Origin of the sequence: Leisingera sp. NJS204, from assembly GCF_004123675.1 — a bacterium.
Taxonomy (GTDB): domain Bacteria; phylum Pseudomonadota; class Alphaproteobacteria; order Rhodobacterales; family Rhodobacteraceae; genus Leisingera.
Genome location: NZ_CP035422.1, coordinates 80,492 through 102,746 on the forward strand (window position 1 = coordinate 80,492; position 22,255 = coordinate 102,746).

Annotated in this window: 24 protein-coding genes and 1 pseudogene; 19 read left to right on the forward strand and 6 right to left on the reverse strand. The window is 58.7% G+C overall.

Annotated features, from left to right (window positions below; translation table 11 throughout):
- Window positions 1–3 precede the first annotated feature (3 nt).
- Genes ETW24_RS23375 through ccmI form a run of 3 tightly spaced genes read left to right on the forward strand, consistent with a single transcriptional unit; the run spans window position 4 to window position 2,188 of the window.
- On the forward strand, window positions 4–570 hold the full coding sequence (locus tag ETW24_RS23375; RefSeq protein WP_024099401.1) for a DsbE family thiol:disulfide interchange protein: 567 nt from the start codon (window positions 4–6) through the stop codon (window positions 568–570).
- The gene (locus ETW24_RS23380; protein ID WP_024099400.1) at window positions 567–1,040 is read left to right on the forward strand and encodes a cytochrome c-type biogenesis protein; all 474 of its coding nucleotides are present in this window, start codon (window positions 567–569) and stop codon (window positions 1,038–1,040) included. The genes ETW24_RS23375 and ETW24_RS23380 overlap by 4 nt, the downstream gene beginning before the upstream one ends.
- Window positions 1,037–2,188: a c-type cytochrome biogenesis protein CcmI gene (gene ccmI, locus ETW24_RS23385; protein ID WP_096873522.1), complete on the forward strand. Its 1,152-nt coding sequence runs from the start codon at window positions 1,037–1,039 to the stop codon at window positions 2,186–2,188. Before ETW24_RS23380 ends, ccmI begins: the two co-directional genes overlap by 4 nt.
- Window positions 2,189–2,216: 28 nt before the next feature.
- On the opposite strand, the gene ETW24_RS23390 is transcribed toward ccmI, so the two are convergent.
- The gene (locus tag ETW24_RS23390) at window positions 2,217–4,346 is read right to left on the reverse strand and encodes a protein-disulfide reductase DsbD family protein (RefSeq protein ID WP_096873525.1); all 2,130 of its coding nucleotides are present in this window, start codon (window positions 4,344–4,346) and stop codon (window positions 2,217–2,219) included.
- A 284-nt stretch (window positions 4,347–4,630) separates the two neighbouring features.
- Entirely contained in the window at window positions 4,631–4,933 is a 303-nt protein-coding gene (locus tag ETW24_RS23395) for a DUF2933 domain-containing protein (protein WP_058123700.1), read from the reverse strand.
- Window positions 4,934–5,089: 156 nt separating this feature from the next.
- Here ETW24_RS23395 and ETW24_RS23400 point away from each other — a divergent pair, with 156 nt between their 5' ends.
- The 7 genes and pseudogenes from ETW24_RS23400 to ETW24_RS23430 all read left to right on the forward strand — a co-directional run bounded on the left by ETW24_RS23400 (window position 5,090) and on the right by ETW24_RS23430 (window position 10,554).
- Window positions 5,090–5,650, forward strand: coding sequence for a L,D-transpeptidase (locus ETW24_RS23400; RefSeq protein ID WP_058123699.1), 561 nt, complete (start codon window positions 5,090–5,092; stop codon window positions 5,648–5,650).
- Window positions 5,651–5,678: 28 nt separating this feature from the next.
- Window positions 5,679–6,137 (forward strand): c-type cytochrome, encoded by a 459-nt coding sequence (locus ETW24_RS23405; RefSeq protein WP_058123698.1) that lies wholly within the window; start codon window positions 5,679–5,681, stop codon window positions 6,135–6,137.
- A 372-nt stretch (window positions 6,138–6,509) separates the two neighbouring features.
- Complete coding sequence (locus tag ETW24_RS23410; protein WP_058123696.1) at window positions 6,510–7,103, forward strand: c-type cytochrome; 594 nt, start codon at window positions 6,510–6,512, stop codon at window positions 7,101–7,103.
- Window positions 7,104–7,105: 2 nt separating this feature from the next.
- A pseudogene (locus ETW24_RS23415) lies at window positions 7,106–7,904 on the forward strand (cytochrome C).
- Between the two features lie 43 nt (window positions 7,905–7,947).
- Window positions 7,948–9,342, forward strand: coding sequence for a multicopper oxidase family protein (locus ETW24_RS23420; RefSeq protein WP_096873521.1), 1,395 nt, complete (start codon window positions 7,948–7,950; stop codon window positions 9,340–9,342).
- A complete protein-coding gene (locus ETW24_RS23425; RefSeq protein WP_058123693.1) occupies window positions 9,339–9,821 on the forward strand; it encodes a c-type cytochrome in 483 nt (160 codons plus the stop codon). Before ETW24_RS23420 ends, ETW24_RS23425 begins: the two co-directional genes overlap by 4 nt.
- A 1-nt stretch (window position 9,822) precedes the next feature.
- Entirely contained in the window at window positions 9,823–10,554 is a 732-nt protein-coding gene (locus ETW24_RS23430; RefSeq protein WP_129373422.1) for a DsbA family protein, read from the forward strand.
- A gap of 42 nt (window positions 10,555–10,596) precedes the next feature.
- Here ETW24_RS23430 and ETW24_RS23435 read toward each other — a convergent pair whose 3' ends face one another.
- Window positions 10,597–10,797, reverse strand: a complete 201-nt coding sequence (locus tag ETW24_RS23435; RefSeq protein ID WP_024099389.1) for a heavy-metal-associated domain-containing protein — start codon at window positions 10,795–10,797, stop codon at window positions 10,597–10,599.
- 152 nt (window positions 10,798–10,949) lie between these two features.
- On the opposite strand from ETW24_RS23435, the gene ETW24_RS23440 reads away from it, so the two are divergent.
- Both ETW24_RS23440 and cueR read left to right on the forward strand, forming a co-directional pair.
- Window positions 10,950–13,460, forward strand: a complete 2,511-nt coding sequence (locus ETW24_RS23440) for a heavy metal translocating P-type ATPase (protein ID WP_058123748.1) — start codon at window positions 10,950–10,952, stop codon at window positions 13,458–13,460.
- Window positions 13,461–13,472: 12 nt separating this feature from the next.
- The gene (gene cueR / locus ETW24_RS23445) at window positions 13,473–13,871 is read left to right on the forward strand and encodes a Cu(I)-responsive transcriptional regulator (protein WP_058123691.1); all 399 of its coding nucleotides are present in this window, start codon (window positions 13,473–13,475) and stop codon (window positions 13,869–13,871) included.
- Between the two features lie 21 nt (window positions 13,872–13,892).
- Here the strand turns inward: cueR and ETW24_RS23450 are convergent, their stop codons facing one another.
- Both ETW24_RS23450 and ETW24_RS23455 read right to left on the reverse strand, forming a co-directional pair.
- The gene (locus ETW24_RS23450; protein WP_170863239.1) at window positions 13,893–14,657 is read right to left on the reverse strand and encodes a MauE/DoxX family redox-associated membrane protein; all 765 of its coding nucleotides are present in this window, start codon (window positions 14,655–14,657) and stop codon (window positions 13,893–13,895) included.
- On the reverse strand, window positions 14,579–15,505 hold the full coding sequence (locus tag ETW24_RS23455) for a DUF305 domain-containing protein (RefSeq protein ID WP_306434225.1): 927 nt from the start codon (window positions 15,503–15,505) through the stop codon (window positions 14,579–14,581). The genes ETW24_RS23450 and ETW24_RS23455 overlap by 79 nt, the downstream gene beginning before the upstream one ends.
- A gap of 179 nt (window positions 15,506–15,684) precedes the next feature.
- Between ETW24_RS23455 and ETW24_RS23460 the strand changes: the two genes are divergently transcribed.
- The 4 genes from ETW24_RS23460 (at window position 15,685) to ETW24_RS23475 (ending at window position 18,988) form a co-directional block, all read left to right on the forward strand.
- Complete coding sequence (locus ETW24_RS23460; RefSeq protein ID WP_082645005.1) at window positions 15,685–16,266, forward strand: L,D-transpeptidase; 582 nt, start codon at window positions 15,685–15,687, stop codon at window positions 16,264–16,266.
- Window positions 16,267–16,391: 125 nt separating this feature from the next.
- Complete coding sequence (locus tag ETW24_RS23465; protein ID WP_092465203.1) at window positions 16,392–17,654, forward strand: multicopper oxidase family protein; 1,263 nt, start codon at window positions 16,392–16,394, stop codon at window positions 17,652–17,654.
- Between the two features lie 140 nt (window positions 17,655–17,794).
- Entirely contained in the window at window positions 17,795–18,280 is a 486-nt protein-coding gene (locus ETW24_RS23470; RefSeq protein ID WP_040104428.1) for a disulfide bond formation protein B, read from the forward strand.
- A gap of 42 nt (window positions 18,281–18,322) precedes the next feature.
- The gene (locus ETW24_RS23475; protein WP_024099381.1) at window positions 18,323–18,988 is read left to right on the forward strand and encodes a L,D-transpeptidase; all 666 of its coding nucleotides are present in this window, start codon (window positions 18,323–18,325) and stop codon (window positions 18,986–18,988) included.
- Window positions 18,989–19,075: 87 nt separating this feature from the next.
- Here ETW24_RS23475 and ETW24_RS23480 read toward each other — a convergent pair whose 3' ends face one another.
- Entirely contained in the window at window positions 19,076–19,633 is a 558-nt protein-coding gene (locus tag ETW24_RS23480) for a hypothetical protein (RefSeq protein ID WP_233486466.1), read from the reverse strand.
- A gap of 397 nt (window positions 19,634–20,030) precedes the next feature.
- Between ETW24_RS23480 and ETW24_RS23485 the strand changes: the two genes are divergently transcribed.
- From ETW24_RS23485 to lgt, 3 genes are all read left to right on the forward strand, one after another.
- Window positions 20,031–20,639 (forward strand): EF-hand domain-containing protein, encoded by a 609-nt coding sequence (locus ETW24_RS23485; protein WP_237455013.1) that lies wholly within the window; start codon window positions 20,031–20,033, stop codon window positions 20,637–20,639.
- 141 nt (window positions 20,640–20,780) lie between these two features.
- Window positions 20,781–21,167 carry a DUF302 domain-containing protein gene (locus tag ETW24_RS23490; protein WP_046212135.1) on the forward strand — a complete coding sequence of 129 codons (387 nt, stop codon included), beginning with the start codon at window positions 20,781–20,783 and terminating at the stop codon, window positions 21,165–21,167.
- Window positions 21,168–21,272: 105 nt separating this feature from the next.
- Window positions 21,273–22,193, forward strand: a complete 921-nt coding sequence (gene lgt, locus ETW24_RS23495) for a prolipoprotein diacylglyceryl transferase (RefSeq protein WP_058123688.1) — start codon at window positions 21,273–21,275, stop codon at window positions 22,191–22,193.
- Window positions 22,194–22,255 lie beyond the last annotated feature (62 nt).

The window sequence follows — 22,255 nt, forward strand, 5'->3', positions numbered from 1 at the left end:
AAGATGAAACGTCTCACTGCCGGGCTGCCGTTTATTGCGGCGGTCATATTCGGGGGGTTTTTTCTCTGGGGGCTCAATCCCGACCGGGATCCCAATGAGATCCCTTCCGTCCTGATCTCGCAACCGGCCCCGGCGTTCGATCTCGATCCCGTGCCGGGGTTGGAGACACCCGGCCTGGCCCGAAGCGATCTTGTCGGCAACGAACGACCGGTCGTGGTCAATGTCTTTGCGTCCTGGTGCGTGCCCTGCCGCGCGGAACATGCCGTGTTGACACGCTTTGTCGAACGCGGGGGCATGCGGTTGTTCGGCATCAACTACAAAGACAAACCAGAGGATGCCGTGAAGTGGCTCAATGACCTCGGCAATCCCTACGAGCGGATCGGGTCCGACCTGTCGGGCCGCACCGGGATCGAATGGGGCCTGTCAGGCGTGCCGGAAACCTTCATCGTCGATGGCGGTGGTACCGTTTTGTTTCGCTATGTCGGGCCGGTCGTCGGTCCGGACGCCGTCGAACGGTTCACGCAAGCCCTGAAGCAAGCAGGCGCACTGCCAAATGGAGCAGCATTATGAGACAGTTGATTTTCGCGTTTTGCATCGGGCTCTTTCCCTTTGCCGCCAATGCGGTCGAACCGGACGAAATGCTGAGCGACCCGGTATTGGAACAGCGTGCGCGGGAGATTTCCAAGGATCTACGATGCGTCGTCTGTCAAAACCAGGACATCGACAGCTCGAACGCGGGTGTGGCGCGGGACTTGCGTCTGCTCGTACGCGAGCGACTGGTCACCGGAGACGCTGACACCGAGGTGATCGAATACATTCGGGCGCGGTACGGGGATTACGTGCTGCTGAAGCCGCCTCTGGAGCCTGCGACCTACGCGCTTTGGTTTGCGCCGATCGCTTTCGTCCTCATCGGGGTTTTCGTTGGTGGTGGGGTACTGATGAGTCGGCGAAAGCAAGAGGCATTTGAAGATTTGGGCTCGGAGGATGAAAACACCGTGTCCGAAATTCTCAGACGAAACGAAGCGGGGGATGCGTCATGATCTGGGGTATTTTCGGTCTTCTGACGCTGCTCGCAGTCGGAATTGTCCTCTACCCGCTGCTGCTGTCCAAATCGAACACTCTCACCAGAGGAGATGCGGTACCGGCGATCCTTGCCGATCAGATGCGGGAAATTCAACGAGACATGGACCGCGGTTTGATTTCTGAACAGGAAGCTCAAGCAGCCAGACTCGAAATCAAGAAACGGATCCTCGCGACGACCCGCAATTCGGGAGAAAAAACCGGATCATCCCGCAATGGCGGCAGAGTCACTCTCGTTGTCGCGGCGGTCCTCGCGCCGGTTATTGCCGCGGGCTACTATCTGACAATGGGATCGCCTGAGGTGCCTTCAATGGCCTTCGCTGCCCGTGCAGAGGAGCGCGCACAGACTGATGAAGTGATGGCGCTTGCAATACAACTTCGCGAAAGGCTTGTATCCGATCCGACCGGCGGCCCCAGCGAAGGGTGGATGCTGTTGGGCCAGACCTATCAGCGCATGGGCAGAACAGTTGATGCTGTCGAAGCATTTGAAGTTGTCGCCAAACGGGAGGATGCCACCTCCGCGACATTCTCTATGCTGGCGGAGGCTGTCGCGGTTGCCAATGATGGCGTTGTTATTCCACGGGCGAAATTGGCCATTGATCGCGCTTTGGAACTTGACCCATCCAATCCTGCGGCAACCTATTTCGAGTCTCTCTACCATCTTCAAAAAGAAGAGACGCGTAAGGCCTACGATCTGCTCGTTTCCCGGCTGAACCAGGAAAAGACGTTCGTGCCCTGGATGGAAACATACGTTTTGCAGATCAACCGGATTGCAGCGGCCGCCGACCTCCCGGTCGTCGATCTACCCAGCGGGCCGACATCACAACCCGGCCCGAGTGCGGCAGATGTTGCGGCGGCGTCAGAGATGAATGACGCGGACCGCGCGGAGTTCATCCGCTCGATGGTCTCGCGGCTGGCTGGGCGTCTTGAGGATGAACCGGAAGATCTGGATGGTTGGATGCGGCTGGCAAACGCCTATACCGTCCTTCAGGAGCAGGATCGCGCCATTGAGGCCTACCGTAAGGCTGAAGCGCTGTTGGAGCAGCAGCCCGCCAATGATCCTCGGCGTGCGGCGGTCCGCGCTGCGCTCGAGCGGCTCGGCGGCTGACTGCTGGTCGGTGTCCCGCCCGGGCAGATCACTCCTGTCCGGCAACCTTTGCGGAAACATCTCGACCGCTGGCTTGCGCCAAGGCGTCCATCACGTCTTCGGTCGTAAGCAATTCGGACAGCACAATGCCGTTTGGTGCCGACGGTCCATAGACGGCATTGAAAGGGATGCCATATCTGCCGAAACTCTCAAGGTAACGGGAAATGCGCGCGTCCGGGCGTGTCCAATCTGCCTGCATCGGCGTGACGCCTGGCGCGTCCAGCGTACTGCGGACCGGCTCCCGGTCGATGACAAGTGTCTTGTTCGCTTTGCAAGTCAGGCACCAGTCAGCTGTTACATCGACAAAGACGACCTCTCCTGCGGACACGCGTTTCGCTATGTCCGAACGGTCAAATGCGACCCAAGCCAACGCCGATTGCGACCCTGCACGGGCAGGCGCTGATTGCTGCAGGAGAGGACCCGCGGCAAGAGCCAGAACAAGACTGGCCGTGGCAATAGACCATCTGAATTGGGACTGCACATTCGGGAGGGACAAGATCAGAACGGCGAGACCGGAAGACGCCGCGACCGCGATGACGGAGGCCAGCCCGGCGACACCGTCGAGCACCCAGAACAGCCAAACGGCGGTTGCAAGCAGCAAGATCCCCATCAAGCTCTTGACGATCAGCATCCACCGGCCAGGTTTGGGCATGAACGCGACCAGACGCGGGAACGCGGCGATGACGAGATAGGGCAGGGCGAGGCCGAGCCCGAGGCTCGTAAAGACGATGAGAATGTCCACGCCACGCCCGGCCAAAGCAAAGGCCACCGCGGTGCCGAGGAACGGTGCCGAACAAGGCGTCGCCATGACGGCACCGAACATGCCGGTGAAAAAGTCGGCGGAATATCCGCTCCGCCCTCCGGTATCTGCAAGCCTTGTCTGCATGCCTTGTGGAAGGGCGAACTCGAACGCTCCGAACAGATTTGCCGAAAAGACGAGCAGGGCTGCGATCATCACCGCAAGAAATAGCGGACTTTGAAATTGCAGCCCCCACCCGACGCTGAGCCCTGCCGTCTGGAGCGCCCAAAGGATGAGCGCCAGACCCCACATGAACGTCATGATGCCAGCGGCGGCTGCGACGAAACCGAACCGGACACGGGTTGTGTCGTGATCTGTGTGTTTGAGCACAGACGACACCTTGATGGACAGCACCGGCAGCACGCAGGGCATCACGTTCAGGATCAATCCACCCAGCAGCGCGATCACGGCAATCCAGAGCAGTTCCATCATGTCCGGTGTCGTGGCGGCCAGTTCGAAGGGCGGTGCCGTACGTCGCGCCACGCGATCCGCAATCACGGTGAAGGCCCGGTTCTCGCCATCGGTGACGGTAATCGACGGCGCCACCGTCACATCCGTATTCGACGAGAGGATCGGCAAGCGCGCCCAAAGCAAATGATCCTCTTCTCCCAAACGTATATCGGGTTTGCCAAGCGCAACACCGATACCCAGTTCGGGAAACACATCCGGCGACTGGAGTGGTTCATCGACGCGCAGATTGACGATCAACTCCGTGAGGTCTTCGTCGATGAAGGCATTTGCCTCGCTGACGCCACCCGCCTCGGCTCCTTCGGGGACGCGCTCGGAAAACGTGCCAATCAGCCCAGCCGCAGTGCTGTCGATGTCGTTGCCGCGTCCGAGGCGAAGTGACAGGTCAAACTCTTCCGGGACACAGACATTGGAGCACACCAGCAGTTTGACTTGCGCGGAAAGAGTCACAGGTGCGCCGGGATCTTTGAGCGTTATGCGCAGCGGAAAGACGACTTCACCCGCATAACCAAAATTTTCGATGCCGAAGGCGGTGAAGCGTGTCGGGGAAGGCCACATGAATTCGACATCTGCGACGTTTTCGGAACCGCTCCATTCGACCGAAGGCGGTATTCCCACCTCTCCTGGCGACCGCCAATAGGTCTTCCAGTTTTCGTTCAGTTGGAGATGAAGTCCGGCGGAAAGAGTCTGCGTGTTCTTGGAAACACCGTCCTGTGCCGTGATGAGATGCGCCTTCAGCGGAGAGCTTTGATACGCGGCTGATGTCTCCGCCGAGCCACTGCCAGAGGAAAGCGCCAGGATCAGTGCGGGCAAAATCAGAACCCGGCGCAGTGTCGACAGGGTTTTCGCCAAGGATCCGCTTCCTTCCCTTAAAGCCGGCTCGGGTTGAATCTGCACCCGGAACTTTGTCTCAAAGACCGCCGACGGCAAAGCCTTGTCGACCATCAGAACAAACAACACGCGCTACGTCGACAGAGGACGAGGATATCAACCGACACCCGTCGGGGAGGATGATCGATGCCTGCTTGGTGGAAACGATGACCTCCCGCTCGGGACAGTCTTCAAGACTTGCGGCGCATCCGCCAAGCGTTGTAATCGTCAGCAACCATGCGCTTGCTCGCATTTTCCCGCGCAAATTATCGCCTGTTGCGTGCAACCACGGGAATCGCAGAAGGCACGGACACGGGTGTTTCTTCGATACTGCCTTTCTCTTCGTTCGAATGGCACGACTTTCCCATAAATTTGTGCATCACGAGATGCGCACCGACGCAAAGCAGGAGTGGGGCGAAAGCCGCTGCATTGCCCCACATGCCCGCCAATGTGCCGCCGGCAAGAAAAAATCCCGCAATGGGCAGCAGCATGACGACGCAACACGCCATCATTCCGTAATGCATGAGCCTGTCCGTGATCGGCTTTTTTCTGTGGTTTTGGTGGTCCATGACACCCTCATTGTCTCGTTCTTCGCGCCATTTGCGACCCTCCAGCAGGGTAAGGTCAAGGATACAAATGGATACACTTCTCGCGGCCTTGTCAGGTTGCCTGATGCCGGGTCTCCCGTAAAAGAGATGCAACAAACCCGAGGCTAGGAGTGTGTCATGACGACATTGCGAAACAAAAAGATCAATCGACGAAGCCTATTGGGGTATGCGGCTGTCGCTTTGGCTGCACCAAGCGTGGTTCGAGCCGAAACCATTCGCCGCAACATTTCTTCTTTCCGAGTTCATGACTGGCAAGACCACTTCGACGCACTCGGAAAGGGGATCATCATCTCCGATACCGTGACGAAGTCGCTCCAGCATTGGACATCAGATGGCGAGATGCGGATCTACCCAACTTCCGTTCCGCTGACCGACGAACTCACCAAACGCGGTTACACCGAAGTGGTGGAAAAACGCAAAAACCCCAGTTGGGCGCCAACGCCCTCCATGCGGGAACGCAATCCGGAATGGCCGGCTCGTGTCGAGGGGGGTGATCCGGACAACCCCTTGGGCACTCGTGCACTGTACCTGTCGTGGCAGTACTACCGTATTCACGGGACACAGGATACGCGCAAGATCGGCCGTCGGTCGTCAAACGGCTGCATCGGTTTGTTCAACAAACAAATCGAGGAGGTCTATGAGCGCATGCCTGTCGGCACTCAGGTCAAACTCATCTGACACAACGGGCAAGACGGAAGACACAAGCATGGATAAATTGACCGCACTTATCGCAGCCGTAGTTATAGCTGGCGGGGGAGTTGCAACTTGGCAGTTCATTTCTGCGGAAGATACAGCGATGGGTCATTCCATGACGCCTCCTGACACGAGTAAGATAGAAGCAGGCGACCCAATCGTTCAGGTCCAACTGCCGGCAGAATTCTCGGAGCAAGCCACGATTGGGAAAACCATATTCGAGGCTAAGTGTTCCGAGTGCCATGGAGCAAACGCAGCGGGACAAAACGGGATTGCCCCGCCTCTTGTGCACAAGATTTACGAGCCAAGCCACCATTCAGACATGGCCTTTGTTCTGGCCGCTCAAAATGGCGTGCGTGCGCATCACTGGAAATTCGGTAATATGCCAAGGATCGAAGGACTGACACAAGGAGACGTCAAGATGGTTGCCGCCTATGTCCGCGAACTACAGCGGGCCAACGGGATTGACTGATGCGTTGGTCGAAGACAAACCGATGGATTCTGTCGATCGTTTTCGGCCTTTTCCAAGTGGTTCTCGGAGTGCCTGAGGCGCCAGCGTTTCATGGTGAAGCGTCCTTGGCGCAAGAATTTCACGCTCACGAAGATGTAGGGTCATCGACGAACGAGGCCTCTGGCCACTGTCATCCGGGACTCGATTGTTCTGTCACGGCTGTGGTGTTTCTCCAGCCAAACGTGGTTTACGAGCCTCAGTTGCTGACGGCTGTCATGCAAGACGCCGCGACCCAACTAACAGAGTTGCGCTCCACCAGCGATCCTCCACCGCCACGACGGTGGGTCTGATTTCACATCGCTCGAAAAGCAGACCCAAAGAAGGATCCAAGACATGAAGAAGACAACTATCACAGCGGCAGTGTTGATTGCAGGAACCGCGGTTGCGGCATTTGCGCATAGCGGTGCCACGGGCATCGTAAAGGAACGCATGGATGCCATGGCCGCCATGGGAAAGGCAGTCAAAACCGTAGCCCCGATGATGCGGGGTGAAACGGCCTATGACGCAGAAACAGTGGGCGATGCAGCGCGCCTGTTCCAGCAGCACGCCGGCGAGAGCATGACAAAGCTGTTCCCGGAGGGCACGGGGGGCATGCCCTCGGAAGCCAAAGACGAGGTGTGGACCGATTGGGACCGCTTCGCAGCATTGGCAAGTCAGCTGGAGGAATACTCTGAGGGCCTGGAACGCGCAGCCGACAATGGGTTAGGCGGCATGGGTGGCAATACCTCCACGGATGGCGCCTCGATGATGGGCGGCGGATCCATGATGGGAAGCGATACAACCATGATGGGCGGGAGCGCGATGATGGGCAGAGGCGGCATGATGGATGCCGCCGCCATTTCCGAAATGCCCGCCGACGCGGCATTCGCGATGACGACCCAGGTCTGTTCCGCATGCCATGAACGCTTCCGGGCGGAAGAAGACTAACCATGCGCCGGTTTTTGACACTCGTCAGCGGGGTCGCCGTGCTTGGCACGGCCGGCCTCGGCGCTGTTATTGCATGGCCTGTCGGCAGTGCAGTGACTCCGATTGCAACAGAGGGCAATGTCGACCGGGGCGCATATTTGGCGCGCGCCAGTGGGTGCATTGCCTGTCATACCAATTTTGAAGCGGGCGGCGCACCACTTGCCGGAGGGGCGCCGCTCGAAACCCCGTTCGGAACGTTCTATCCGCCCAACCTGACGACCGACCCCAAACATGGCATGGGCGAATGGACGGCAGAACAGTTCGCAAAAGCCGCCCGTGGACGAACCTGCACCAGAAAACGATGTCAGCTTCCCATTCGATCAACGATGGGGGCTGAAGCTCTGGCGAGCGGCGTTCTTCTACGATCCGGATACCGAACCGGTTGAAGGGCGAAGCGGCGCATGGAACCGCGGACGGGAATTGGTGCGCGGTGCGGCACATTGCGGAGCCTGCCATACGCCGCGCAATCTTGCAGGAGGTCGCGATATCGGTGCTTCCTTTGCAGGCAACGCCCAGCTTCCCGGTGGCAGCAAGGCACCCGCGATACGGCCAAAAGACCTGGCCAAAAACGACTGGACGGTTTCAAACCTCGCTTATGCGCTCCAGACCGGCATCACCCCTTCGGGCGATGCTTTCGGCGGCAGCATGGCGGAAGTGGTTCGCGAGGGAACTCGGTTTCTGACACCTGCCGATCGCGAAGCGATGGCGCTTTTCCTGCTGAACAAGGACACGGTCGAGGCGGAGAACCCCGCTTCGAACTAACATCACGCGGGGGCAACAAGCCCTCGCTTTATCGAGGATCGAAATGAAACAAACACGTCGGGATTTCTTGCGCCATGCGACACTGGCGGCCTGCGCGGCGGCCATCCCGCGGTCGGCTTATGCCGCAACCCCGTTCGAGGACGTGGTTGCCAAGGTTGCGCGTCAACAGCTTCTTCCGGACACCTACCCGGGAACAGAGATCTGGGGCTATGACGGCCTCGTTCCGGCTCCGGAAATTCGGGTCGCTCAAGGCGATCGGGTGCGCCGCAGGTTCCGCAACGAGGTTCCTGACCCCAGTTCGGTTCACTGGCACGGAATCCGGATCGACAACGCGATGGATGGCGTTTCAGGGCTGACCCAGGAGCCCGTGGCACCGGGTGAAACCTTTGACTACGACTTCGTCGTACCAGACGCGGGCACCTATTGGTATCACGCGCATAATCGCTCATACGAGCAAGTCGCGCGTGGTTTGCGCGGTGCCTTGATCGTCGAAGAGGCCGATGGGCCGGACATCGACAGCGAGGAAGTCATCGTTCTGGAGGACTGGTTGCTCGACCCTGAGAGCGGGCAGCTGTTCGACAATTTCGAACAGCCTATGATGATGAGCCATAGTGGACGTACCGGCAACTTCATCACGACCAATGGGCGCTATGACCTGACCTTGCCCGCGAAGCGTAACGAACGCATTCGCTTGCGCATCATCAACGCAGCTAGCGCGCGGATTTTCCCGCTGAGGCTATCGGGGGTGAGTGGCTGGACGATGGCCCTGGATGGGATGCCTATCGGCCAACCCCAGCCGGTTGACGGTGAATTGATCCTCGGTCCCGCACAGCGCGTGGACCTGATCGTCGATGTGACCGCAGACGAAGGCGGAACCGCAGAGGTGCTGCGCATCGGCGATGATGATCAACTGACCCCGCTGGTGACTTTTTCCGTCGATGGCACAACCAGTTCAGTACCGAGAGACAAGCCGCTGCCGCTGCCGCCGAATCCCGCGGCACACGCGCCGGACCTTGCCGAAGCGCGTGATTTGCGACTGGTCATGTCCGGTGGAGCAATGGGGCGGATGCAGTCTGCCATGCTCGGAGGGGAACGCCTTGGGTTTCGTCAGCTTGCCCAGGCGGGCAAGTTCTGGGCCCTGAATGATGTCGCCGAAATGACCGACACGCCATTGGCCGATCTATCCCTGAACGAGCCGGTGCGCTTGAAGATCGAGAACCAGACCGTGTTCCCACATGCGATGCACCTGCACGGAATGCATTTCCGTGAGCTGCGCCCCGACGGCGCGTTCGGACCGATGCGCGACACGATCCTGTTGGCTGGCAACGAGTCCCGCGAGATCGCCTTTACGGCGGACAATCCCGGCAAGTGGCTGTTCCATTGCCACATGCTCAGCCACGCCGCGTCCGGCATGACAACCTGGATGCGGGTCACATGAGGTATCTCGTTTGGTCCGTTCCGATCACTGTTGTCGCAGCCGCTTTCACCTATTGGCTCTCGACCAGTGCATCCTCGGATGTCGGCAGCGCGTCCAAGGCGGAGAGCTCCGACATCCAAGAAGGCGCGTTGCTCTACGCAGACAACTGCGCGTCTTGTCATGGCGCAAATCTGGAAGGCCAGCCGGAATGGCGAACGCCCGGCGCGGATGGGCGCCTGCCAGCACCACCGCATGATGAGACGGGTCACACCTGGCATCATCCTGACAGCCTGCTCTTCGATTACACAAAACTGGGGGGTGCGGCGCTTCTGGCGCGTCAGGGTGTCGAATACGACAGCGGAATGCCGGGTTTCGCAGACGTGCTGACCGACCAGCAAATTCACAACATCCTGGCCTTCATCCGGTCCACCTGGCCAGACCGCGTTCGCGAAGTCCAGGCCGCGCGGACAGAAGCCGACGAACAACGGGGAGATAATTAAAATGCGTTTCAGACAAGCCTTCACGACTGTCGCGATAGCTGCCTTGCTTCCGATACCGGTACTCGCCGACGAACTGTCAGAGTCCCGGGTCAAGGAACTTGTGCTCGAGGCAATCCGCGAGAACCCGGAGATTGTCATGGAGGCCGTGGCGATCCTCGAACAGAGGCAGGCGCAAGCGCAGGAGCTCAGTCAGGCCCAAGTTCTGAATGACCAGCGCGATCTGATCGAGAACGATCCGAATGCGCCGGTTCTCGGCAACCCGGAAGGGGACGTCACCGTTGTGGAATTTTTCGACTACAACTGTCCCTTTTGTCGGCGGGTCAAACCCGAGGTGCGGGCTTTGATCGAAGAGGATCCAAACATTCGCCTCGTCTATCGTGAATGGCCCATTCTCGGAGACGGATCGGTGTTCGCCGCGAAAGCGGCCTTGGCAGCGCGCAAGCAGGACAAATACGAAGAGTTTCACTGGGCGATGATGGGGCTGGAAGGCCGCGCGGAAGAGGCCTCCGTGCTGCGCGTTGCCGAGGAGATCGGCCTGGATATCGCGCAGTTGCGCAAGGACATGGAGGCCCCCGAGGTCGAAGAGCACATTGCGACATCCATGCAACTGACCCAAGCTCTGGGCTTCAACGGCACGCCGTCTTTCGTGATCGGTGACGCGCTGGTGCCTGGCTTTGTCGAAAAGGCGCAGCTTGCCGACTTGGTCGAAGAAGCCCGCAAAGACGAAGACTGAAAGTTCTTGCCCGGACCGCCCCTGGGTGGTCCGGGCACTGCATCAAGCGGCCGCAGGTTCCACGTCATAGCCCGCATCCCGAATGATCGCTTGGACCTGATCGGCTGGTAACACGCTGTCGACACGCACTTGTCGGGCAGAAAGGTCACATTCTACGCCTGCATTCGGATCTGCGGTTTTCACTGCGCTTTCGATTGCTGCGGTGCAATGCCCACAGCTCATGTCCGGAACGCTGAACTTCATCGGAACCACTCCTTGATCTGATTTCTGCCGGTGACATGGGGCTTCCCCGCGCTGGAAGGTCAAGAGAAGAAATTTATTTGGCGCCCTCCCATTGACCCTCCAGTTACTGGAAGCCCTACATTCCACCTCGAATGGAAAAACAGGTGAAACATATGCCCGAACCCAAACAGATCAGCCTGCCGATCGAAGGCATGTCATGCGCGTCCTGTGTCGGCAGGGTCGATCGCGCATTGAATGCAATCGACGGCGTAGAGGATGTGTCGGTGAATCTTGCATCCGAAACCGCGCGTATGAGCGTGGACGCGCTCAAGCGCGTTCCGGAAGTCATCGAAACTCTCCGCGAGCTGGGCTACCCTGCGCGGACGGTCAGGGCCGAACTCACGATTGCGGCCATGTCCTGTGCCTCTTGTGTCGGGCGGGTCGACAAGGCGCTTGCCGCGGTGCCCGGGGTGGTCGAGGTGAACGTCAACCTCGCCTCCGAGACGGCGACGGTGGTTTACGTCGAAGGTCTTGTCACGACATCCGATCTGATCGATGCAAGCGGCGCGGCAGGGTATCCGGCCACCGTGGCAACGGCCCAAGCCGGTGACGACAGGGTTGCGCGCAAGGAGGAAGAGGCTCTGGCGCTTGCCAAACGGGTCACCTTTGCAGCCATCCTCGCCTTGCCGGTCTTTTTGATCGAGATGGGTGGCCACGTCATTCCGGCCGTTCATATGCTTATCGAGACCACGATTGGTCAGCAGACGAGTTGGCTTCTTCAATTCGTTCTCACGACAATCGTTCTCTTCGGCCCGGGCCGGACGTTTTACACCAAGGGTTTCCCGGCCCTATTCCGGGGCGCGCCCGACATGAACAGCCTCGTCGCGGTCGGCACCGGGGCGGCTTACTTCTATTCCGTAGTTGCGACATTCGTACCATCGGCCTTGCCTGACACGCTGCGCTCTGTCTACTTCGAGGCGGCAGCGGTCATCGTCGTCCTCATCTTGCTGGGGCGTTTTCTTGAAGCGCGCGCTAAGGGGAGAACGGGCGCGGCCATCCAGAAGCTGCTGGGGCTTCAGGCGCGGACCGCACGCGTGATGCGGGACGGTGAAAGCATAGAGATCGAGATCGATGCGCTAGTTCAGGGTGACATCGTCATCGTGCGCCCTGGTGAACGCATCGCGGTTGATGGCGAGGTCATCGAGGGGACCAGCCGCGTCGACGAAAGCATGCTGACAGGCGAGCCGATTCCCGCTGAAAAAAGTGCCGGAGATCCGGTGACCGGCGGGACGGTCAATGGTGCCGGAAGTCTGCAATTCCGCGCCACCCGGGTCGGCGCCGACACAACCCTGGCGCAAATTATTCGCATGGTCGAAGAGGCCCAGGGCGCCAAGCTGCCGATCCAGGGATTGGTCGACCGGATCACGCTTTGGTTCGTACCTGCCGTCATGGCGATCGCGGCGGCGACCGTGCTGGTCTGGCTGGTTTTCGGGCCTGATCCGGCCCTGACAATGGCGCTGATCGCCGGTGTGTCGGTGCTGATCATCGCGTGCCCCTGCGCGATGGGGCTTGCGACGCCGACCTCGATCATGGTCGGGACGGGACGTGCTGCGGAAATGGGTGTCCTGTTCCGCAAGGGCGACGCCTTGCAGCAACTTGATTCCGTTGATGTGGTCGCCCTCGACAAAACAGGCACGGTGACCGAGGGGCGACCCGCACTGACTGACCTGGTGCTGGCCGAAGGGTTCGATCGTTCAACAACGCTCTCGAAGATCACCGCCGTGGAGTCGCTCTCCGAGCATCCTGTCGCGGACGCCATCGTCCGTGCCGCGCGGGCCGAGGGCGCACCTCTTGCGGGGGCCGAAGGCTTTCAATCGGTCACAGGTTACGGCGTGCGCGCCGTGGTCGAAGACGTGGAGGTGTTGGTTGGGGCCGACCGCTACATGGCGCGCGAAGGCATTGACGTCTCGGCATTGACTCCAGAGGAAACGAAGATCGCAAGCAAGGGTCGCACGGCGCTTTACGCTGCCATAGATGGACGTGTCGCCGCCGTGATCGGCGTCGCCGATCCGGTCAAACCGGCAAGCCGCGCAGCCATCGCAGCGCTGCACGAGAAGGGTCTTGCGGTTGCGATGATCACAGGGGACAAACGCGAAACCGCCGAAGCCATCGCCCGCGAAACCGGCATCGACCATGTCGTTGCCGGCGTTCTGCCAGACGGCAAGGTCGCGGCGCTTGACGGTTTGCGCGAAGGGAACAAGCGCATCGCCTTTGTCGGCGACGGGATCAATGACGCCCCGGCGCTGGCGCATGCCGATGTGGGTATCGCCATTGGCACCGGCACTGATGTGGCCATCGAGTCCGCGGATGTCGTCCTGATGTCCGGCGATTTGCGCGGCGTGGTGAATGCCTTCGAAGTGTCGCGGCGAACCATGCGAAACATCCGGCAGAACCTGTTCTGGGCCTTTGCCTACAATGTCGCGCTGATTCCGGTCGCCGCCGGGGTGCTTTATCCGGCCTTTGGGCTGCTCCTGTCACCAATTCTCGCGGCGGGCGCGATGGCGTTGTCCTCGGTGTTCGTTCTAACCAATGCCCTGCGCCTGCGAGGTATCGCGCCGGCGATGGACGAGCAGCGCGCAATCCCGGCAGAGCTGGCAGCTGTCACTCCTGCTCCAGCAGAATAACGGAGGTTCGACATGAACATCGGAGACGTTTCCCGACAATCGGGTGTGCCCCCAAAAACAATCCGCTACTACGAGGAAATCGGGCTGATCCGCCCGAACCGAAGTGAGAACGGCTATCGCGCATTCACCGAGAACCACGTTCACAAGCTGGCGTTTCTCGGTCGAGCACGGGCCTTGGGGTTCACCATCGAAGATTGCAGGACGCTTCTGGCTCTCTACGAGGATGAAAACCGCGAAAGCGTTCAGGTGAAAACGGTTGCGGAAGACCATCTTCGCCAGATCGAGGAGAAGATAGAGAAACTGCAATCCATGAGAACGACGCTTACCGAGCTTGTGGAGAAATGTGCCGGGGATCATCGTCCGGATTGCCCGATCCTCGCAGATCTCTCACCTGTACGAATGTCCGAATAATCGATGCCGGTTCGGCACGTTTCAGAACCAAATTGCGCGGACCGGCATCCAGATACCCATGAAGATCATCATCAGGTTTTCCGTCAGCGAAATGAACCCCAGCGGGACGGAACTGTCACCGCCGACGCAGGCGCATTTCAACTCCCGCTTGTCAATGTAGACAGCCTTGAATACGCTGACAGCGCCGACCGTGCCGATAAACAGGGCGACAGGCGCCGAGAGCCACAGCAGCGCGCCGGCAGTCATCAGGACACCTGCCAACGCTTCGCCGAACGGATAAAGCTTGCCGTATCGTACCCATTTGCGCGCCAGCAGATCGTAGTTGAGGAACATCGTCGAAAACCCTTCGACATCCTGCAATTTCTGGATCGCGAGAATGGTCATGGACAGCGAAATGAACCATTCGAACCCGCGCAAGGTAAAGACCGACCCGTACTGGTGCCAAGACAGGCCCAGTGCCAATAGCGCGGCGACGGAAAAGATCGCGATGACCGGCTGGTAGGTCGTGTCGCTTTGCTCTTCCTCGGGTGGGTCGATGTCAAAGAACACCCTGAGATCATCGTAGCCGCCGATCCGTTCTCCGCCGATGAAGGTCTGCGGCGTCGTCTCGACCCCGTGCTTCTCCATGAAAGCATCGGTGTCTTCACGGGTCTCAAGCGGATGGTCTTCCACCTCGAAGCCTTGCCGCTCCAGCAGGTCTTTCGATTTCAGACCGTAGGGGCAGACATGGCCCGGCATGACCATGCGATAAAGCTGCGCGGATTTACTGTCTGTGTCCCGGGGCATATGCTTTCCTCCTTATCCGGCGCAGGTGAATTGACCACGGAACCCGGCTTCGTAGTCGGTTCCGCGCTGACGATCAGATCGGTCAGGTCACCGTCTGTCTCTACGATCTCGGCCGATAGCGGGCCTTGAGAAAACGCATTTTCGCCCTGCGCATCCAGGCGCACCAGGTCACCGCTGATCTTCATCGCGGCCCCAGTCCCTTCGCCGGTCTCACCGGTCACCAGCACGGCTGGACTGTCCGAGGTGTAGGCAAATCGGCAGTCTCCACCATTCGGGAACACCGCTGCGATTTCGTCTTCCGTCAGAAACTCGGGATCGATTTTTGACACGACCTCCGTTTGAAGCGCCTGTTGCGCATCCACGACCTGTACCGGCGTTCCGGTCGGCGTGGCCGATGCCTCACCGTTTGCGCCAATGTCAGCAATGAGGTAGCGCATTTCGGCGATTTCCTTGTCCTGCGCATAGATAATGTCGTCTGCGAGCCCCCGGACGCGCGGGTCGGTGATCTCGGCACGAGTCGACGTCATGATGGCGATCGAGTGGTGCGGGATCATGGCGCGCATGTAGGACCTGTCCTGCACCGTAAATTGCCCGCGTACCAGCCAGAGGCTTGCCGCAAAGACAAGTATGGCGCCCCCGAAGATCGCGATGTTGGCTTTGGTGTTCTGATACATGGACAACATGTACGCCAACATGATCACGGCCATGGTCGCCCCCATCAGGATGGCCATGTAAAGGCGTGTCTCCGAAAAGAAGATATGGCCCCAAAGATAGGTGTTCAGGTACATCAGAACGAACATGACCACGGTCGATGTTCCGATCATCATAAAGAACCGTGAGTAGTGCATTTCCAGTCACCTCCTTGCAGTTCTCTGTAAAACAACAACATTCCAGCGCTGGAGAGTTCCAAAAGCGCGAATTTTCGTAGTTTCAAGGCAACAAAGGCGCGTCGTTTGCCCCGGTTCACGGCTTCTTTTCTTTGCCCCTGACGCGCACTGAATTTTCATGGGTCCGAGGAGATCGCGCCATGCAGAATTTCACGAGACGAGAATTGATTTGTGCCGGAGCGATGGGTTGCTTTCTGCCCACAATTGCCTGGGCCCACAAAGTCAAATTGCCCGAACGGTTCGAACCGCAATTGGTAAACACCCGTCGTGGTGACTGGGTTAAAGACGATGTCCACGTCGTTCCCGACGATTTTTTCCTTTATTTCATGCTCGAGGACGGGATGGCGATCCGCTACGGGGTCGGGGTAGGGCGCAAAGGTTTGTACGAACCCGGAGAGTTCACGGTAGCGCGCAAGGCCAAATGGCCATGGTGGCGGCCAACGAACGCCATGATCCGGCGCGAGCCACGCAAATACGCGAAGTACAAGGATGGGCTGAAAGGCGGGCCAAACAACCCGCTCGGGGCCCGCGCGCTGTATCTCTATGATGATGAGGGACGCGATACCTATCTTCGTATTCATGGAACCAACGCTCCGGAAACCATTGGATCGGCCGTGTCGAATGGATGCGCGCGGTTGACGAATGAACACGTAAAAGATTTGTATGATCGCGTAGAAATTGGCGCCCGCGTCTTCCTGTATCCCAAAGTGACAACGGCGTGAGGAGCGTTCTGTCGCCTTGAAGTTCCTCTTCCGGAAATGGCACAAGTGCGGCAGTTGGCGAAAGCCAGTCCATCATTCATGAGGTGACGGAATTGTCTTTGAGCCGGAGGTCTTTCCTTGGCGGGATGACCGTTGCGCTGGCTGGTACCCGCTTGCCAGCAGCGACACGCGAGTTGATCCTCGCGCCCCAATCGATCAAGGCGCGCCTTGCTGGGTACGACGTGTCGATGTTGGGCTTCAACGGTGGTCTGCCGGGCCCAGAAGTCAGAATGCGACAAGGACAAACCGCCCGCATTACCCTCGATAACCGATTGGAGGAGGGCGCTCTTGTTCACTGGCATGGGTTGCGGGTTCCAAATCGGATGGATGGTGTCAACGTTCTCACTCAGGATGTGGTCATTCCGGGCGACACGTATCGTTATCAATTCGGCGTCCCGGATGCCGGCACGTATTGGTATCACTCGCATTACCTGTCTTACGATCAGGTCAGCCGCGGCCTTTTCGGCGCCTTCATCGTCGAGGAGCAAAATGCGCCGGCTGTCGACCATGACATTGTTGTTCAGTTCTTCGATGTCTTGTTGGATCAGTCCGGACAGTACGACGAAGGGTTCAACCCGGCTCATTTCGCGACCGAGGGCCGTATCGGCAATACGGTCACGGCGCTTGTTTCCAATGGAACCAGCAAGAATGTGAGACAAGGCGACCGCCTGCGTTTGCGCCTGATAAATCCCTCTATCGACAGGGTTTACCGTGTCGGGCTGGACGGTCTGGCAGGCAAGATCGTTGCACTGGATGGTATGCCCCTGGCGCAGCCACAGACACTCGAACCCATCCTCCTAGCTCCGGGGCAAAGATGCGATGTGATTGGTGATGCGACCGGGCCTATTAGATTCGACGACAGCTTTGGAGAGTGGACGTTGAGCCTTGGCGAAATCGCTGTTTCCGGCTCTCGTGACCCTGCGAAAGTGCCCATCACCGCGTTGCCCGCCAACCGAATGCCCGCCCCGCAAGACCCCGGCCAAACCGCGGAGCTGGTGCTCCAGGGAGGTGCGGGAAGCGCGTCCCATAACGGCACTGGAACATGGGCGCTCAATGACGTATCTGGACTGCCTCGAACCCCTTTCCTATCCGTCGCGCGGGGGACGACCGTGCGCATTTCAATCCGCAACGAAACCGGGTTTCCACACGTCATGCATCTGCATGGCCACCATTTCTGGGAACTCGATGCGGCGGGGGAAGCCGGTCCATACCGGGACTCGACCTTCCTGGATATCGGCGAGACGCGGGATATTCTCGTCGTCCTGGACAATCCGGGATCCTGGATGCTGCATTGCCACATGTTGAGCCACCAAGCCGACGGTATGGCAACGTGGATCAGAGTCGGCTGAGGGTCGAGACGGATACATACCGTTACAAATCTCTGAATGATAACAGGCCTTTTGCCGTCTACGTAACCTGACAAGCGAGAAACAGGTCCATCGATTGCCAACGGGAGCGTTCATTGACCCTGACACCAAAATCTCTCGGCATGACTGCGGCGGCAGGATCAGCCGCCTTGCTGTTAGGGGCCTTCGTTTTCCAGGCTCTTGGGTACGCGCCGTGCGCAATGTGCATCTGGCAACGCTACCCACACGCAATCGCCATTGGAATGGGCGCTCTGTTGCTCTTTGCTCTGCCGATTTTGCCAATCCTGATAATCGGTGCCCTGTCGGCACTCAGCACATCCGCGTTGGGAATGTTTCATACCGGTGTCGAGCGCGGCTGGTGGGAGGGACCGACTTCTTGCACGGGATCCGGCCTCGATGTTTCCCAAATGTCGGTATCGGAATTGCTGCCCTCTGCGAGTTCAAATGCGTCCACTCTTGTTCTGTGCAATGAGGTTGTCTGGGAATTTCTGACGTTGTCCATGGCGAGTTGGAACGCGATCCTAAGCGGTGTCCTTGCTTGCCTCTGGTTGGTCGCGATCGCAAGACATCAAAAGGGTCGATGGCATGGGGTCGCGGACGTTTCTTGAATCGTCTCGCATTCATCGAAAACAAACAAAGGGCTTCGCTTCATGGTTACAAGACGACACTTCCTTGCACTTTCCGGCTCGCTGTTTTCAGCTTCTCTGAGTTCGCCAGCATTCGCTAAGACCTGGCCGACAACAGCCGAAAAAGCAGCTTGGGATGCGCAGGTCACGCCCGCCAACTATGACCCGGCAACAACCAACCCATGGGGGCTGCATCCCAGGCTGCTGCCGCAACGCGTTTTGGCGAATGACGGTTTGCGCCCGGGTGACATTCACGTCGATGCGATCGCGCGCTATCTGTACCATATCGAGGAAGATGGCACCGCGATGCGCTACGGGGTCGCGATTGCCAAGGGCGATCTCTATGAACCCGGCACCTATACGATCCGCCGAAAGGTCGAATGGCCGCACTGGACGCCAACACAGTCAATGATCGAACGCGATCCGGAGGCTTACGAGCGGTTTGCCGACGGTATGGAGCCCGGCCCCAACAATGCCTTGGGCAGCAGGGCTTTGTATCTATTCGTCGGAGATCGGGATACGTACCTTCGAATTCACGGAACGCCGAGCCCTCGCAGCATTGGCGGCCGGGCCAGTTCGGGATGCGTGCGCATGGTGATGGCCCATATCAATGATCTCTATCCGAATGTCGCTGTCGGATCGACGGCGTTCCTTTACTCGGCCGAAGACAGCGTTACCGCTCGAAGCTGACCTATTCGTAGGACAGAGAATCTTTGGCTCACACGCCGAGTACCGCGTCGTGCAGGGACAACTTGCAACGAATTGTTGGACGAACACTCAAGGCCGCGTCGCAAGTGAATTTTCGAACTGTGCGATCGCTACGGATTTGTCGTCCTCATCGTTCTCGAACAGCTTTGTGGTTCGCACGCCCGGCAACTTGCCAAAATCCGCCATCAGGCGCTTTGGAAAAAATGTGCGTCCAATGGATTCAAATCCTGGTAATTGCCTTAGGATCGCAGAAGTACTGACGCTACAAAAGCCTGAAGCAGCCGGACCGTTTGCCAATGCAAGTTGCAAGGCGCGCTCCGCGACTTCGGGGGACACATCGATCTCTTGTATGACGACATGGTAGGTCTCCCGTGCATGAGCCCGTGCGTAAAAATCGGCCACTTGTGGAGTAATGCCATAAAGCACATCTCCCCGTTCCGGTACCGCGCTCAGCCGGACCGTTCCTGCCGGATCGAAGATAACGCGCTGCGACCCATTGATCATGACGCTGGTATGCGCACCCGCCCCGGACCTGTTATTGATCATAGTGTACAGCGTCAACGCGGCCGGTCCGTCGTGACTGTAGGATGCACTACTGATGACTTCGGCTGAAGCATCAGGGCGCATGTCGTTTCCTGCACCGCACCCCGCCAAAATCACCAAGGCAAGCACCAAGAAAATGCGGTTCAAAAAGAGCAACTTGCAGCCTCCTGCCATGGGTTGAATGACTGAATTTTCGGGAACATCAGGGCCTCTGCCACTCTCGACACCAACTCTTCCGAATTTCACTTCCACCGAAACATGGTTTCGGTGTCAGTTGGTACACGACTCCTCGACAGGTTTTTCTCTGGATATCGCATGTCTTAGATGAAGAGGAGCGTTCGCCCCGAATTGATTTGTCGCAGTTTGTAACAGACCCCGCCTTTGTGACCTCGCGATACAAAACACCGGCTCGCGTGTTATTCCGCATCTGCAGGTGCATCCCATATAGTGGGTATCGCAACACTGACACGAGGTGATCGAAATGAAACGCAACACTTTACTCGCTGCAATGACCCTGGCTGCAACCGCCTTTGGTGGCGCGGCCTTCGCGGATGCCAACCATGGGCACGGTGGGCAGCTTGGTGCCCAAGGTGGGGCAGGCATGATGCAGAACGGTGGTCCGGGCATGATGGCGAACATGGGCGGAATGATGGACATGATGAAGCGCATGCACGGGAACATGATGGGCGGCGGCATGATGGGCGCAGGCATGGGCAGTGGTATGATGGGCCCAGGCATGGGTGCCGGCATGATGCAAATGTTCGACACTGATGGAGACGGCACAACCACGCCGGAAGAAATGCGCACGCGGCTTCAGGCCAAGCTTTCCGAGTTTGACAGCGATGGGGATGGAAACCTCTCGATTACCGAGTTTGAAGCTCTCCACAGCGCAATGATCCGCGAAATGATGGTGGATCGTTTCCAACACCTCGATGCCGATGGCGACGGCGCGGTGACGCCGGAAGAGATGGCCGCTCCTGCCGATAGGATGGAGCGGATGCAGATGATGCGGTCGAATATGGCAGATGCGCCTGCGCGGCCCGGCAACGGTCAGGGCATGGGCAACGGCTCCATGATGCAGGACAACTGAGCCAATGGGTGCCGGTTTATTTTCCGGCACCCGTCCTCACAACGCCAAAACCATTCGCGGTCGGGACATTGAACCGAACCGCGACCTGAACCGTTTAGCCTCGGTATGCCAACAAATAGAGACACTGAAAGGAAAATTCCCATGGCCTATACCTATGATCGCGTCCTGAAAGACACCAAAATCGATGACGCAGAGATGCGTGTTCGGGATGCTTTGGCAGACAAGGGCTTCGGCGTTTTGACTGAGATTGACGTCAAAGCGACGATGAAAAAGAAACTTGATGCGGACATGCCGCCTTACCGCATCTTGGGGGCCTGTAATCCGGGCATGGCGCACAAAGCCATCGAGATCGAGCCTCGCATCGGTGCGATGCTTCCCTGCAATGTTATCCTGCGGCAAGTGGACGGCGACACCGAGGTCAGCGCGGTCGATCCTGTCGCTTCGATGCAGGCGGTGCAGAACCAAGACCTGGACGCGGTCGCCGGCGAAGTCCGCGATCTCCTGCGGGACGCCCTCGACACCGCGTGATGGCGGGATGGGCGTTGGATGCCCTGTCGCAGAGCCAGCGCCATTGGCGGTGCTCGATTAATGCCATCTAATCCCCACGTAAATTCCTGATGAGGAACTGACCCAGTGCTGCCAGCGGGATTGCCATTTCCGGATATTGGAACCGACCTCTTCTCCTTCGACATCGGGGGGGTCACATTCGCACTCCGCTGGTACGCGCTAGCCTATATCTTCGGTATCCTGATTGGCTGGCGCATTTGTTTGAGTGCCATAAGCCGTCCCGCGCTCTGGACATCAGTTGGACCGCCGCTTGACCGGACGCAGATCGAAGATCTTCTGACGTGGATCATCATCGGCGTGATTGCTGGTGGTCGCCTGGGCTTTGTACTGTTCTACCAGCCCGCATATTATCTCGCCAATCCCTTGGAGATTCTGATGGTCTGGCAAGGCGGCATGTCTTTCCACGGGGGCTTCGCGGGCGTTGTCATCGCGGCCTTGTTGTTCTGCCTTCGACAAAACGCGTCATTGCTCAGCACTGGCGACTTGCTGGCTTTGACAACACCACCAGGCTTGTTTCTTGGGAGGCTGGCGAACTTCACCAACAACGAGCTGTGGGGGCGGCCGACGGACGTTCCCTGGGCGGTGATCTTTCCCGGCGAAGTCGCGCAGGCCTGCCCAGGGATTAGCGGCCTCTGCGCCCGACACCCGTCCCAGCTGTACGAGGCGCTATTGGAGGGGCTCATTCTTGGAATGCTGCTCATTTATCTCGCTTGGGGCCGGGGCTGGCTGAAAATGCCCGGTGCCTTGGCTGGCGTGTTTCTGACCGGCTATGGTCTTGCCCGAAGTTTCGTCGAGATGTTCCGGCAACCGGACCAACAGTTTGTGACGGCGGACAACCCGATTGGCCATGCGCTCCATTTTGGTGAGTGGGGTTTGACGATGGGCCAGTTGCTCTCCATGCCGATGGTGTTGGTCGGGCTGGCGTTGATCGTGCTCGCCCGACGGGAACGGGGCCGGACAGCGCCACCCCGCAGATCCGCAATGTAATCACCATACTGATCTCTCTTGACCCTCCTGTGGATGGAAGCCTTAGGCAAGAGAAGCATTCT

Coding starts and splice junctions, on each gene's coding strand:
- ETW24_RS23465 (WP_092465203.1), top strand. CDS start 16,392: ATGACCGTTGCGCTGGCTGGTACCCGCTTGCCAGCAGCGACACGCGAG.
- ccmI (WP_096873522.1), top strand. CDS start 1,037: ATGATCTGGGGTATTTTCGGTCTTCTGACGCTGCTCGCAGTCGGAATT.
- ETW24_RS23475 (WP_024099381.1), top strand. CDS start 18,323: ATGGTTACAAGACGACACTTCCTTGCACTTTCCGGCTCGCTGTTTTCA.
- ETW24_RS23485 (WP_237455013.1), top strand. CDS start 20,031: ATGAAACGCAACACTTTACTCGCTGCAATGACCCTGGCTGCAACCGCC.
- ETW24_RS23450 (WP_170863239.1), bottom strand. CDS start 14,657: ATGCCCCGGGACACAGACAGTAAATCCGCGCAGCTTTATCGCATGGTC.
- ETW24_RS23420 (WP_096873521.1), top strand. CDS start 7,948: ATGAAACAAACACGTCGGGATTTCTTGCGCCATGCGACACTGGCGGCC.
- ETW24_RS23435 (WP_024099389.1), bottom strand. CDS start 10,797: ATGAAGTTCAGCGTTCCGGACATGAGCTGTGGGCATTGCACCGCAGCA.
- ETW24_RS23470 (WP_040104428.1), top strand. CDS start 17,795: ATGACTGCGGCGGCAGGATCAGCCGCCTTGCTGTTAGGGGCCTTCGTT.
- ETW24_RS23425 (WP_058123693.1), top strand. CDS start 9,339: ATGAGGTATCTCGTTTGGTCCGTTCCGATCACTGTTGTCGCAGCCGCT.
- ETW24_RS23460 (WP_082645005.1), top strand. CDS start 15,685: ATGCAGAATTTCACGAGACGAGAATTGATTTGTGCCGGAGCGATGGGT.
- ETW24_RS23400 (WP_058123699.1), top strand. CDS start 5,090: ATGACGACATTGCGAAACAAAAAGATCAATCGACGAAGCCTATTGGGG.
- ETW24_RS23405 (WP_058123698.1), top strand. CDS start 5,679: ATGGATAAATTGACCGCACTTATCGCAGCCGTAGTTATAGCTGGCGGG.
- ETW24_RS23430 (WP_129373422.1), top strand. CDS start 9,823: ATGCGTTTCAGACAAGCCTTCACGACTGTCGCGATAGCTGCCTTGCTT.
- ETW24_RS23410 (WP_058123696.1), top strand. CDS start 6,510: ATGAAGAAGACAACTATCACAGCGGCAGTGTTGATTGCAGGAACCGCG.
- cueR (WP_058123691.1), top strand. CDS start 13,473: ATGAACATCGGAGACGTTTCCCGACAATCGGGTGTGCCCCCAAAAACA.
- ETW24_RS23440 (WP_058123748.1), top strand. CDS start 10,950: ATGCCCGAACCCAAACAGATCAGCCTGCCGATCGAAGGCATGTCATGC.
- ETW24_RS23455 (WP_306434225.1), bottom strand. CDS start 15,505: ATGCACTACTCACGGTTCTTTATGATGATCGGAACATCGACCGTGGTC.
- ETW24_RS23380 (WP_024099400.1), top strand. CDS start 567: ATGAGACAGTTGATTTTCGCGTTTTGCATCGGGCTCTTTCCCTTTGCC.
- ETW24_RS23395 (WP_058123700.1), bottom strand. CDS start 4,933: ATGGACCACCAAAACCACAGAAAAAAGCCGATCACGGACAGGCTCATG.
- ETW24_RS23480 (WP_233486466.1), bottom strand. CDS start 19,633: ATGCGCCCTGATGCTTCAGCCGAAGTCATCAGTAGTGCATCCTACAGT.
- ETW24_RS23375 (WP_024099401.1), top strand. CDS start 4: ATGAAACGTCTCACTGCCGGGCTGCCGTTTATTGCGGCGGTCATATTC.
- ETW24_RS23490 (WP_046212135.1), top strand. CDS start 20,781: ATGGCCTATACCTATGATCGCGTCCTGAAAGACACCAAAATCGATGAC.